At 73.9% G+C, this 13,452-nt stretch carries 8 protein-coding genes; 4 read left to right on the top strand and 4 right to left on the bottom strand.

The window, feature by feature from the left end:
* Window positions 1-336 precede the first annotated feature (336 nt).
* From ACZ4MF_RS40850 to ACZ4MF_RS40835, 4 genes are all read left to right on the top strand, one after another.
* The gene (locus ACZ4MF_RS40850) at window positions 337-1,644 is read left to right on the top strand and encodes a glycoside hydrolase family 3 N-terminal domain-containing protein (protein ID WP_467498347.1); all 1,308 of its coding nucleotides are present in this window, start codon (window positions 337-339) and stop codon (window positions 1,642-1,644) included.
* 74 nt (window positions 1,645-1,718) lie between these two features.
* Entirely contained in the window at window positions 1,719-3,182 is a 1,464-nt protein-coding gene (locus ACZ4MF_RS40845; protein WP_467498345.1) for an amidase, read from the top strand.
* A 220-nt stretch (window positions 3,183-3,402) separates the two neighbouring features.
* Entirely contained in the window at window positions 3,403-3,606 is a 204-nt protein-coding gene (locus tag ACZ4MF_RS40840) for a cold-shock protein (protein ID WP_356023399.1), read from the top strand.
* A 170-nt stretch (window positions 3,607-3,776) separates the two neighbouring features.
* A complete protein-coding gene (locus ACZ4MF_RS40835) occupies window positions 3,777-5,219 on the top strand; it encodes a DEAD/DEAH box helicase (protein WP_467498343.1) in 1,443 nt (480 codons plus the stop codon).
* A gap of 16 nt (window positions 5,220-5,235) precedes the next feature.
* On the opposite strand, the gene ACZ4MF_RS40830 is transcribed toward ACZ4MF_RS40835, so the two are convergent.
* From ACZ4MF_RS40830 to ACZ4MF_RS40815, 4 genes are all read right to left on the bottom strand, one after another.
* Window positions 5,236-6,423: a cytochrome P450 gene (locus ACZ4MF_RS40830; protein ID WP_467498341.1), complete on the bottom strand. Its 1,188-nt coding sequence runs from the start codon at window positions 6,421-6,423 to the stop codon at window positions 5,236-5,238.
* Between the two features lie 371 nt (window positions 6,424-6,794).
* Window positions 6,795-8,513: a hypothetical protein gene (locus ACZ4MF_RS40825; protein WP_467498339.1), complete on the bottom strand. Its 1,719-nt coding sequence runs from the start codon at window positions 8,511-8,513 to the stop codon at window positions 6,795-6,797.
* A complete protein-coding gene (locus ACZ4MF_RS40820) occupies window positions 8,510-12,166 on the bottom strand; it encodes a vWA domain-containing protein (protein WP_467498389.1) in 3,657 nt (1,218 codons plus the stop codon). The genes ACZ4MF_RS40825 and ACZ4MF_RS40820 overlap by 4 nt, the downstream gene beginning before the upstream one ends.
* Window positions 12,167-12,279: 113 nt before the next feature.
* Window positions 12,280-13,449 carry an ATP-binding protein gene (locus ACZ4MF_RS40815; RefSeq protein WP_467498337.1) on the bottom strand — a complete coding sequence of 390 codons (1,170 nt, stop codon included), beginning with the start codon at window positions 13,447-13,449 and terminating at the stop codon, window positions 12,280-12,282.
* Window positions 13,450-13,452: the final 3 nt, after the last annotated feature.

Raw genomic sequence — 13,452 nt, 5'->3', positions numbered from 1 at the left:
GCCAGCGGTCAACTCCGCCGACGGCGGAAGCCCTTCGCGGGCTCGTGCGTCGTCGAGAGCCTGACCGACGACATCGGTCGGGTCGCAGGCCGCGGCACCGCGCCGACGGGGTGATCGAACCATGCTGACCACCTGGAATGCCGAGGCGGGCGCCGGGGCTGTCGGCGCGCTGCCGCCTTGCCGCGCCGATCCGCCGCGGAGCCCGCACTGTCTGGCCAAGGGGCGGACAAATGCCCAATAACGTACGGTGTGATGGACGCAGCAAGCCGGGCTCGCCGTGACGGAAGTGGCTACGCGGCGCGGTGACCCCGGCTCGTCCAGGCCGGAGGAAGAAGCATGACCATACGCGTCCGGCAGCAGCCCAGGAACCGCCGCTGCTCAGCCCTGCGCACCAGGGTCCCGCTGGTCACCCTCGTGCTCGCCGTCACAGGCTGTGGCGGATCGGTCGCGCCAGGGGCGACACCCGACTCCCCCGGATCCCCCGCCGTCAGCCATGGCACACCGACCCCGGGTGCCTCCAGCGCACTGCCGAGCCGTACCGGCGCCGATGCCGCCCCGGCCACCGCGAGCGCCACTTCGTCGGCGCCCGCCGCCACGTGTACCGACCGATACCTGTCAGGCATGACCACTGCGCAGCGGGTCGGACAGCTGCTCATGGGAGGCATCTCCGCGTCCCGGCCCGACCAGGCCCAGCTGCGCATCCTGCGCGACAACCACGTGGGGTCGGTCATGCTGACGGGCCGCAGCAGCGCCGGTACGACGGCGACCAGAAAGCTCGTCGACGGATTCCGAGGCCAGGCGGACCAGGTCGCCGGCCGGCGGGTCGGCCTGCTGGTCTCGACCGACCAGGAGGGCGGCCGGGTGCAGGTTCTCAACGGCCCCGGCTTCTCGGCCATGCCCAGCGGCCTGACCCAGGGCAGCTGGCCGACCGCGACGCTGCGTACCCGGGCCGCCACATGGGCCAACGAGCTCAAGGCCGCCGGGGTCAACCTGAACCTGGCACCGGTCGCCGATGTCGTCCCGGCCGCGCTGGGCGCCCGCAACATACCCATCGGTTCTTTCCAGCGGGAGTACGGCCACACCGCGGACGTCGTGACCTCGCACAGCGGCGCCTTCGCCGCCGGCTTCGCGCAGTCGGGCGTGATGACCACGCTCAAGCACTTTCCCGGACTGGGCCAGGTGATCGGCAACACCGACACCACCGCCAACGTCGTGGACTCGGTGACGACCGCCGACAGTTCCAGCCTCACGCCGTTCCGCGCCGGGATCCAGGCCGGATCGCCCTTCGTGATGATCTCGTCGGCCACCTACACCAAGATCGACCCCAACCACCTGGCGGCCTTCTCGCCGACGGTCATCGAGCACCTGCTGCGCGGCCGGCTCGGCTTCAAGGGCGTGGTCATCTCGGACGACCTCGGCAACGCGGTCGCGGTACGGTCCTTCACCTCTGCCCAGCGGGCCGTGAACTTCATCGCGGCGGGCGGGGACATGATCCTCACGGTGCGGCCGAGCACCATACCCGCGATGGCACAGGGCATCCAGGCCCGGATGGCACAGGACGCCTCCTTCCGGGCCAAGGTCGATGCCGGTGTGCGCCGGGTACTCGACGCCAAGCACAACGCGGGCCAGCTCGACTGCGGTTGAGGTCCGCAGACATCAAACCCGTTGTGCGAAACGGCATTTCATGGCCTGCTCCAGGGGCCGGTACGGTCTGGTTCATGGAGTGGAACTTTCAGACGGCCGAAAGTCTCGCGACTGCTTTGCGTGCCGGTGAAGTGACCTCGGTGGAACTGACCGACGAGGCGATCGCCCGTATCGAGCGGGACGACAAGGCGGTCAACGCGATCTGTGTGCCGGACTTCGACCGTGCGAGGGCTGCCGCGCGCGACGCCGACCAGGCGCGCGCCCGCGGTGAGGACCGGCCGCTGCTCGGTATTCCGGTGACGGTCAAAGAGTCCTACAACATCGCCGGACTGCCCACCACCTGGGGCATACCGCAACACCGGAACCACATGCCGGCCGAGGACGCGGTGCAGGTGTCGCGGCTCAAGGCCGCGGGCGCGGTGGTGCTCGGCAAGACCAATGTGCCCTTGGGGCTGCAAGACATACAGAGCTTCAACGAGATCTACGGCACCACCAACAACCCGTGGGACCACGGTCGCACGTCGGGTGGTTCCTCCGGGGGATCGGCGGCGGCACTGGCGTCCGGATTCGGCGCGCTGTCCATCGGCTCCGACCTGGCCGGTTCATTGCGCACCCCCGCGCATTTCTGCGGTGTCTACGCGCACAAGCCGACCCTGGGGCTGGCGGCGAACCGCGGTATGGTCCCGCCGTCCGCGCCGGCCCTGCCGGTCGATCTCGACCTCGCCGTCGTCGGCCCGATGGCGCGCAGTGCCCGCGACCTCATGCTCCTGCTCGACGTCATGGCGGGACCGGACCCGCTGACGCTCGGTGTGGCGCACGCCGTGACGCTGCCGCCCGCGCGCCACGAGCGGCTCGGCGACTTCCGGGTCCTGGTCCTCGACGAGCATCCGTTCATTCCGACCGGGTCCGCTGTGCGGGCGGGCGTGAACCGGGTGGCCGACGCGCTTGTCGACGGCGGCGCCCGCGTCGAACGGCACAGTCCGCTGCTGCCCGATCCGGCCGAAGCCGCGGAGCTCTACACGCAGTTGATGTTTTCGAGCGCTGTCGCGCGTTTCCCCGTCGAGGCGTACGAGGAGCTGCGGACCCGCGCCGCCGCGCTGAGCGCGGACGACCGCAGTCTCGATGCGGCGCGGCTGCGCGGCATGGTGTTCCGCCACCTCGACTGGATCGAGGCCGACAACCGTCGCCAGCTTCACCGCCACGGGTGGCGGCAGCTCTTCGCCGAGTTCGACGCCGTGGTGTGTCCCATCACGCCCACTCCCGCGTTCCCGCACGACCACAACCCCGATCCGAGGGAACGCCGGATCGACATCGACGGCGTCGCGCACCCGTACTTCGACCAGCTCGTCTGGGCCGGTGTGGCCACCATGCCCGGCCTGCCCGCCACCGCCGTACCCGCGGGGCGGTCCCCCGAGGGTCTGCCGGTGGGGGTGCAACTCATCGGGCCGATGTTCGAGGACCGTACCCCGCTGCGGCTGGCCGAACTGCTCGAACAGAGGATCGGCGGCTTCCAGGCGCCGAAGCGTGACACAATCTGAAGGTTCACCTTCCGCGGTGAAAGAAAGTAGTACAGATCCGCGTACTCTGCTAAACTTACCGGTAGTTGCAGTTGTAGTTCCCGAAACTTCAAGTGCCTCGGCGGCCGTATGCCGCCGGGCATTTCTGTTTATCCGGTGCTTGTCCGGACGGGGTTCAATATGGCAACGCAGGGGTTCACACGGTGTGGACCCGCGGGCACTGCCCCCAAGGAGATGTGACATGGCTACCGGCACCGTGAAGTGGTTCAACTCGGAAAAGGGCTTCGGCTTCATCGAGCAGGACGGGGGCGGCCCGGACGTCTTCGCGCACTACTCGAACATCGCCAGCCAGGGCTACCGTGAGCTCCACGAGGGCCAGAAGGTGAACTTCGACGTCACGCAGGGCCAGAAGGGCCCGCAGGCGGAGAACATCACCCCCGCCTGACGCCGAAGCGCACGAGATATCTGGGGCCCCGTCCTGCGGCGGGGTCCCAGATATCTTTTTTGCATTCCGGTGAAATTCTTTCCGTCTCACATCCGGCTCGTTCTTGCAATTCATCCGGCTCATTCCTGTCGTGAATTCCTCGATGCGTGCCCCGTCGAGGAAGGTTCTCCATGAGCCGCTCAGCTGGCCCGAATGACCGCTCTACCGGCCGCCGTCCCGTCGCACCCCAGGGGGAGTTCGCCCCGCCGGTCACCGTCACCCCGGCCCTGCCCGCGGTCGCGAACTTCGGTGAACTGGACATGCCTGCCGAGCTGTTGGGGATGCTCACCGATCTCGGCGTGCACGAGCCGTTCCCGATCCAGGCGGCCACGTTGCCGAACTCCCTCGCGGGGCGCGACGTCCTGGGGCGCGGGCGGACCGGATCGGGCAAGACGCTCGCCTTCGGCCTGGCGCTCCTCGTCCGCACGAGGGGACAGCGCGCCGAGGCGAAGAGGCCACTGGCCCTGATCCTCGTCCCCACACGCGAGTTGGCCCAGCAGGTCACCGATGTGCTCACCCCGTACGCCCGACTGCTGAAGCTGCGACTGGCCACCGTCGTCGGCGGCATGTCGATCGGCAGGCAAGCCGGCGCACTGCGCGCCGGGGCCGAGGTGGTCGTCGCGACTCCCGGCCGCCTCACGGATCTCGTCGAGCGCAGGGACTGCCGCCTGGACCGGGTGAACGTCACCGTCCTGGACGAGGCCGACCAGATGGCGGACATGGGGTTCATGCCGCAGGTCACCGCACTGCTGGACCAGGTACGTCCCGACGGTCAGCGCATGCTGTTCTCGGCGACGCTGGACCGCAACATCGACCTCCTGGTCCGGCGTTACCTCCATGACCCGGTCGTGCATTCGGTCGACCCGTCGGCGGGCGCGGTCACCACGATGGAGCACCACGTGCTGCAGGTGCACGGTGCCGACAAGTACGCCACCGCCACCGAGATCGCCGCCCGCGACGGGCGAGTGATCATGTTCCTGGACACCAAGCACGCTGCCGACCAGTTCACCAAGCACCTGCTGAGCAGCGGCGTGAAGGCCGCGGCCCTGCACGGCGGCAAGTCGCAGCCCCAACGCACCCGCACACTTGCGCAGTTCAAGACCGGCGACGTCACGGCGCTGGTGGCCACCAACGTCGCGGCGCGGGGCATTCACATCGACGACCTCGATCTCGTCGTCAACGTCGACCCGCCCCACGACCACAAGGACTACCTGCACCGCGCCGGCCGAACCGCCCGGGCCGGCGCGTCCGGAAGCGTGGTCACTCTGGTCCTCCAGGGCCAGCGCCGGGACGTGGCCCGTCTCCTGTCCGACGCGGGCATCAGGCCGCGGATCACGCAGGTCCGCTCCGGCGAGGCCGAGCTGAGCCGCATCACCGGCGCCCAGGCTCCCTCCGGTGTCCCCGTCGGCGGCAGCGGGCCGGTCGCGGAGCGTCCGAAGCGCGGCGGTGCCCCGTTCCGCGGGATGGGCACCCGACCGGGGCGGCCCGGCGGCGACGGCACGTCGCGCCGGTCCGCCGAGGCCCGCCGGATCGCCGAGGCCCGCCAGGCCGCCCGGGTCCGTCGTGGCGCCTAGACAGGCCGGCGTCGGGTCAGCGCCGCACCGGCACGTCCCAGCGGACGCGCAGGGCCGGGGGCTTGCGGAAGACCAGGCCTGTGGGCGCGGTGGGTGAGGCCGGGTCGAGCCGCAGGCCTGGAAGACGGTCGAGGAGTGCGAGGAGGCAGGCGCGGGTTTCCAGGTGGGCGAGGTGGGCGCCCAGGCAGAAGTGCGGGCCGTGCGCGAAGGCCAGCTGGAGACGGCAGTTGTCCCGTCGCAGGTCGAAGACGTCGGGGTCCTGGAAGATCTCGGGGTCGCGGTTCGCGCCGGCGAGCGAGACGACCACCAGATCACCGCGCCGCACGTCGGCCCCGCCGATCGTCACGTCGGCGGTCGCGTAGCGGTCCACGTTCGCCGCGGCGGGTTCCAGGCGGAGCGATTCCTCGATCGCCGCGTCGACCAGGTCCGGATCGGCACGCACGAGGGCGAGTTGACCGGGGTGCGCCAGCAGGTGCAGTACGGCGTTGGCGATCATGCCCTCGGTGGTCTCGATACCGCCGAACATCAGCACCGCGGCGTTGGCGACCACCTCCGGCAGCTTCAGGCGCTTGCTCCGGGCCGCCGCGACCAGGGGCGACGTGTCGCCTCCTGCCGCGACCGTCGCCTCGACGCTTTCTCGCAGCTGGTCGAAGGCCGCCGCCCCGGCGGGGTTCGCCGGCCGCCCGGCGGTGAGGTCGGAGACCGCGCTCACGATGGCGTCGTACCAGGTCAGTACCTCCTCCGCGGCCGCTCCGACCAGGCCCAGCGACTCGGCGACGACGGCGACGGCCAGTGGTCCGGCCACCTCCCGGCGCAGCTCGGCGCTGCCCTGCGGCCGGATACCTCCCACGAGCCGGGCGGCTTCCTGTTCCACGAAGCCGGTGAACCGGTCGTGCACGTCCTGCGCGCGGAACGGGTCGGCGAAGGGGGCGCGGTGCCGCTTGTGCTCGGCGCCCTCCACGGAGAGCATGCTCGGACCGACCACCTGGGCGGTGGAGAAACGGGGATCGTCCACCGTGAAGGCCGCCGCGTCGCGCATCACGCGCAGTGCGAGATCACGCCGGGTCACCAACCAGCCGCCCAACACGGGGAGCCACGACACCGGTTCGTGGGCGCGCAGCAGGGCCAGCCGGGGATGGGGGTCGTCCGTCAGGTCCGTGAGCGTGGTCGCGGAGCCGAGCGGAAACCGGCGCGCTGTCACCATGGAGCCGTCCCCTGTTCCTGTTTCTGTTCCTGTGCCTGGAATTCCGGCGTGATCCGGTGAGCTGGATCCTAGGCGTGGACGGTGTACGGCGGGTCCTCGCCGTGGTGTACGGCCAGGAGGAGGCAGGGCGCCCCGCCCGGGGCGGTGCGAACGGTTCCGGTAGAGGATCTCCGTGCCGAACGCCGCGTGCGTCATCCGGGCCGGCTCACGGCCGACGTGCCCCATGCCCGCGAGGCCCGGGCGGGCCACGGCCGGGGAGGGGTGGGGCGAGCGGCAGCGCCAGTAGCGCAAGCGAGCGACAGGGCCTCGCCGCGCAGGGCGACACGGCTCCGGCCGACCGGGCGGTGCTGCCCGCCTCCGGCCGCCCGGACTCAGGTCCAGGCGGCGGCGCACAGGGCCCGGTCCAGTTCGTCGGTGTAGTGGGCCGCCGCCAGCCACGCGCGGGCGAAGCGGTCCGGGTCGGTCGGCAGGAGGCGGCCGAACACGTCACGGGACCGCTCCGCCGCCGCCCCGTGCAGCGCCTCCAGCAGGTCGCCCGCCGTCGCGAGCCCGGACCGGCCCAGCCGACGGACGTCACCCGCCGTGTCACCGGGGAAGGACAACACCCGCCGCCCGCCCGACACCGCCTGCTGCACCCGGCGGCGCAGCAGATGGACCGGGGCCTCTTCCGGCGCCGGGGACGCGGCCGGCGCGGGGGACGCGGGAACGGCCGGCAGGTCCGCGCGCTGGAGCCGGTCGAAGCCGAGGTCGACACGCTCGTCGGCCACCGCCGGATGCTCGGCCGCCAGGAGCTGGGCCCGGGGATGCGCGGCCGGTGCGAGCCGGGCGACGACCCGGAGTCCGCTGCCCCGGGCCGCGGCCAGCAGCCGCAGGTTGTCCCGGCAGGGCAGCGCCGGGTCGTCATGGGCCCGGGTCAGCCGCAGCGCGACGCCACCGCACTCGGCGAGCAGACACTCGCCCGCCGCCTCCGCCGCCGTACCGGCCAGGGTGACCTCCAGGAACAGCAGATCCTGGCCGCCGCTCAGCGCCCGCTCGATCTGTTCGGCCACGGGCACCTTCCAGAGCCGGTCCAGCGGCTCCTCGCGCCAGCCGGCACCGGCCGCCGCCACCGCCCGTACCCCCGCGCCCGCGCCGAGCCGACCGCTGGGCGAGACGGTGGCCCCCGACACCGCCAGACCCGCTCGGGACAGCTCCCGGTGGCTCAGGGCCGTGTCACCGATCCGGACCGCCCGGTCGGCCGCGCCCACCGCGCGCCCGGCGCCGCCCGGAGCGACGTCGGACACCTGGTACAGCCGACCCGTGGCGTCCGCGGTCCAGGTGACGGCACCCGCATAGCCGCTCGCGGTGACCACCGGCTCGGAGAACAGGCCGTACAGCCGCAGCGAGCCGTCCGGGCGGTACGGCTGCCGTGCGGTGCCGCGCAGCCCGGTCAGTTCGGTGCCCTCGGCGGCCGGGACGCGGTGGGCCACCGTCAGCACGTCACGCAGTCGTGCGACGAGATCGTCCAGCCGGTAGGCCGGATCGGCCGCGCGGGCGGCGCGCAGCGCGGTGACCACCGACACGGCCGAGGCGGCGGCCCGGTGCAGACCGGCGAGGCGCGCCGTGTGCGCGGCGCGCAGCAGCCCGGCCTGGAGCACCGCGCCCGCACCGTCCGTACCGGCCTCCAGTACGTCGGCCGCGGCGGAGTGGAGCGCGCGGGCGGCGGCGCGCTGCCCGGCCGTGGCCGTCTCCGGCCGGGCGGGCGGCTGCTGCGCGGCGGGCTCCTCCTCCGAACTCCCCTCGATCTCCTCGGAGTCGGTGTCGTCCGCGACGGGGGCCGCCGAGGCGATCGCGGCGCGGTGCAGGCACTCCGGCGCCAGCAGACAACCGCAGCGGACGGCGTCCGTGCTCCTCACCGTGCCGTCCGGGGCGTGCAGTTCGAGGTCGGTGGCGTCGTCGAGGGCGATGCGCACGACGGCGCCGTCGCGCTCGACAGGGCGGTCCGCGAGCTTGGCGATGCCCGTGTCCAGGCGCCTGCGCAGCCGGGGTGAGAGGGCCGCGACGAGAGCGGCGGTCACGGACGGTGCGACCGGCGGCAGTTCCCGGCTCATGCGATCTTCTCTCCTATCCAGCGAGCGAGTTCGAGCGGACTGAGTGCGGCCACCGGCATGCCCGCGGCGACCAACTGCCCGGCCACGCCGGTGGAGTAGCGAGGCCGGCCCGCGTCGTCGAGGCTCGCGCAGCCCAGTACGTGGCAGCCGGCCCCGACCAGGGCGCGGACCTCGGCGAGCAGCCCGCCGACCGGGTAGCCCTCCTCGAAGTCGCTGACCACCACGACGAGCGTGCGCGACGGCACACTGACCAGCTCGCGCGCGTGCCGCAGCCCGGCCGCGATGTGGGTGCCGCCGCCGACGCTGACCTCCAGGAGGAGGGAGAGCGGGTCGGCGACGTGGTCGGTCAGATCGATCACCTCGGTGGAGAAGGCCAGGAAGTGCGTGGACAGGGTGGGCACCCCGGCCAGTACCGAGGCCGTGAGCGCCGCCCAGATCGTGGACGCCTCCATGGAGCCCGACACGTCGGTGACCAGGATCAGCCGCCAGTCGGCCGCCCGCTTCGCACGGCTGCGGAAGACGGGCCGCTCGGGTATGACCCGCACCGTGCCGTCCGGCATACGGCGGGCGGTGGCGAGGTTGGCCCGCAGGGTGCGGGGCAGGTCGAGGCCGCCGCCGGGGCGCCGGCTGGGGCGGGCCAGGGCGGTGCCGTGCAGGGCGGGGCGCAGCCGGGTCGCCAGCTCCCGGGTCAGCGCGTCGACCAGCCGGCGGACCAGCGGACGCAGCGCCGCGATCCGGGACTCGGGCAGACCACCGGCGTGCCGCAGCACCGACCGCAGCAGATCCACGGAGGGCCGCACCCGATCCGGGTCCAGCTCCGCGAACACGTCCTGGCGGCCGGTTCCGGCGGCCGCCGCCAGCACCTCCTCCCGGATCCCCGGGCCGAACAGCGCCCCCAGTTCCTCGGACCACTCCCGCACTCCGGGAAACGCCGCCTCACGCCCGCCGCGGCTCCCGTGTCCGGAGAGCTCTCCGCGACTGCCCTCACCGCGCCCACGGCCGTACAATTCGTCCAGCGCGGTCGCCAACGGCCGTGCGGATGCGCTTAGTTGGCCGCTCCGACGGCCCAGGGCGAGCCGCCACCGGTCGGCGGGAGGGAGCCTGTGCCCGGCATCGGCCGGGGCGAGCATGGGGCGATCCTCACCGGACGTGGGCGAGTTGGGCGTCGGCGCGTGGGACGTGAGCGTGTTGGTCGTGGGCCTGTCGGACGTGGGCGTGCCGGACTCGTCCCGGTGCGCTTCGTCCCGCGATTCCTCGCCGGCGCCCGCCCCGGTGGGCCGCTCCGACGGCAGGAGCCCGAGCGCGGCGAGCGTCTCGCGGGCCGTCAGATCCGCACGGGTCCAGATGGCGAGGGTCGCCGGGTCCACGGCCCCGGTGTCGTCCGGCCGGTCGCCGCCGAGGCGCCGCCCCACCGCGGCCAGCAGCCGCTCGCGGGCCGTCGGGCTGAGCGTGTCGAAGCCGCCGCGCAACGCCGGGAGCCGGTCGAGGAAGTCCCGGTCGGACAGCTCCGACACCCGGTTCAGCAGCGGTTCCAGCGCGGGCGGCGCCGACTCCAGCAGCGGCCCGGCCGCGCTCAGCAGACCGGCCAGCCGCGCGGTGAGCGCTGTACGCGACGCGGTGTCGACGGCCCCGTCCACCCAGGACGCGACCCGGTCCCCGAGGGCCCTGGCCTCCTCCTGCCCCAGCAGCACGCGGACGGCCCCGGCGGCGCCCCGCATCAGCGGGGAGCCGCCGGCCGCCAGCCGGGCGAGCGCATCGGTGAGCCGGATGCCGCCCAGCACATCGGCGCGGTGGGCGAGTTCCACCAGGGCGTGCGCGTCGGCAGGGTCCTCCGAGCCCGTGAGCCCGTCGACCTGGCGCACCGCGGCGGCCGTCAGCAGCTCGGCTACGGCCGCCGCCCGCGCCGTACGCTCCTCGTCATGGCCGAGTCCGGCGCTGTGCCCGGCCCGCAGTCGGTCCACGAGGGCCAGTCCGGCGAGGAGTTCGGGCAGCGTGCCGGAGCCCGGCAGCACCTCGGCGGTGTCCGCCAGGCGCTCGTCGGCGAGCCCGGACAGGCCGCATTCCGCCGCCTGCTCCAGCCCCGCCAGGGTCTGCGCCGCCGTCGGGCCGCCCTCGTCCCGCTCCGTACGCCGCCGCTCCCGCAGCACCCCCTCGGTCGCCTGCGTCAGGGTGACCCCGCGCACCCCGGCCGCCGCCAGCATGGCCGCCGTGGCCGGAGTCCAGCGGACCTCCCAGCGCGAGGTGAGCGCGTCGGCGCCGCCCGTGCCGGTCACCGCCCTGGGCTCGCCGTACGGAACCCCGCACACCGTCAGGCGCCGCAGCAGGAGTTCACGGCGGCGGTCCAGGTCCGAGCGGAGCGGGTCCAGGCGCAGGTCCCAGACGCCGGCGGACGGTGCGTCCGCCGGGCCCGGCAGGCCCAGCTCGGCCACGTCCGCCTCGACCGCCGGGGCCAGTCCGCTGCGCGGCGCCCGTGGGGCCGGGCGCCCGGTGCGCGTACCCACCAGCACCCGCTCCATCGCCCGGGCGACGGCCCGCCCCCGCCCGTAGGGCTCGCCCTGCGCCAGCACCGTCTGCACGGCCTCGACCAGTTCGCCCCGGCCCGCCGCGGGCAGCCCCCGCAGCCGGGCCAGGTCACCGGCCAGCCGCGTGATCTCCCGTGCGTCGGCCGGCCCGGACGGATGACCCAGCGCCCGCAACTCGGCACACACCCCTACGGCGGCCCGGATCAGCGCCTCCTCCAGGGCCGCGGGGTCACCGGCCGCGTCCAGCACCCTGTGCTGCCACTCCGGGTCACGGATTCCGGCGGGGTAACCGGAGCGCTCGTCCAGCAGGGCGTAGCTGTACGGGACGAGGGAGGTCGTCCAGGCCGGGGCGGCAGGCTGCCGTGGCGCGGCCGGCTCACCGGCGTCGTTCTCGCCGGCGTCGTCCTCGGCCGGTCCGAGGAGCGCCGGGGCGTGGAAGGCGCCGACGAGGACCGCGGCACGCTCCCCGTTCGCCGTGGCCGCCGCGAGACACGAGCGCATCCAGCGCTCCCGCCGCAGATCCAGTTCCGGCACCCCGCCCGAGGCCAGCGCCTCCTCCCGCAGCGCCCACCCCGTCAGCAGCGCGGCCCGCCGCAGCGCCTCCGGCGGCGAACCGGGCGCGGCCGCCTCGACCAGCCGGTCCCACAGATCGTCCCCGGGACGGCCGGTGAGCCGGGCACGGAGCGCGGCGACGACTCCGGGTACGCGACCAGTGTCACGGTCACCGCCGTCGCCGTCGCCGTCGCCGTCGCCGTCGCTTCCGTCCGTCGGCCGGGCCGCGGCGTACGGCGCCCCCGTCCACGCCCGGTCCGCGAGCGGCAGGTCGCAGGCGATCACCGGCACCTCGTTGCGCGCGGCCCAGCGCACGGCGGCCAGTTCCGGTGAGAAGTCGGCGAAGGGGTAGAAGGCCGGGCCCCCGGCCGCGCCGCCGCCACCGGGTGCCGCGGCCAGCGCGACCGGCGCCCGGGTCTCGTCGTGGGCGAGCCACGGCAGCCATTCCTGCAACTCGGCGGGGAGCTCGACCAACAGCACGTCCGGCCCGGCGGCGTCCAGCAGCGCGGGTACGGCGGCGGCCAGGGACGGCGCGTGATGCCGTACCCCGATGAGATACGGCGCCGACGGCCCGGTCAGCGCGGCGACGGCCGCGTCGGGCGCGCGAGTGCTGCCGCGAGCCCCGGCGTTGCCCTCGACCTGGGTCCTGCTCTGGCCTGTCGCCTGGGCGGCTGACGGGTGCGTCACGATCCTCAGCCCTCCAGCACCGTGCGCAGATCCCACAGCGTGCGCCAGGTGGCCGACCCCTGTTCGGCCCGGCGCCGGACCGCTCCGTCCCAGTAGCCGCGCAGCCGCGCCGCGTCCGCCGGGTCGTCCTTGCGCACGACACCCAGGAGATGGCCGGGCAGCAGCCCGAGCACGTCCCGGTCGCCGGGGAAGTACGCCGCGGCCAGTCCCAGCGCACCCGCCACGGCCACCGCCTCCGCCGTGCTCATCACCGTGGACGGCCGCTCGACCTCCCACCCCTCCGCCGACCTGCCCTCCCGCAGATCACGGAAGACGGTGACCAGGGCCTCCAGGACGGCGTCGTCCACCTGGAAGGCCGCGCCCGCCTGCTCCACCGCCGCCCGGGCCTGGCCGCGCACGAGCGCCGTCTCGGCGTCGAGGTCCGGGATCGGGCCCACCGTCTCGAAGTTGAAGCGTCGCTTGAGCGCGGCCGACATCTCAGAGACGCCCTTGTCCCGCAGGTTGGCGGTGGCGATGAGGTTGAACCCGGGTGCCGCGTGTGCCAACGCGTCCTCGCCGCCCGCCAGTTCGGGGACGGCGATGCGCCGCTCCGACAGCAGCGACACCAGGGAGTCCTGCACTTCGGGCAGACAGCGCGTGACCTCCTCGACCCGGGCGATCGCGCCCCGCGTCATCGCCGTCAGCACCGGCGACGGGACGAGCGCCTGCCGGGTGGGGCCCTGGGCGAGCAACAGGGCGTAGTTCCAGCCGTACTTGAGCTGGTCCTCCGTGGTGCCGGCCGTGCCCTGCACGACCAGCCCGCTGGTGCCGCACACGGCGGCCGACAGCAGCTCCGACAGCATCGACTTGGCCGTGCCGGGCTCGCCGACCAGGAGCAGGCCCCGTTCACCGGCGAGCGTGACCACGCACCGCTCGACCAGCGCGCGGTCACCCACGAACTTGCCGGAGATCACCAGTCGGCGCGGCACGCCCTCCGGCGCCGTCACGTCGTCGGGCAGGCGCAGCGCCTGCCCGGCGCTGCCCATGACGAACGTGACGACGGCCCGGGGCGTGAGCCGCCAGGCAGGCGGCCTGGGACCGGCGTCGTGGGCGGCGAGGAAGGCCAGTTCGGTGGCGTACCGGTCCTCGGGCGGGACGATCTGACGGGTCGCGTCGGGCGCGAGGGCGGCGGTCACTGG

Source organism: Streptomyces sp. NPDC025793 (genome assembly GCF_055558375.1).
This window is presented reverse-complemented; position numbering and strand designations above follow the sequence as displayed.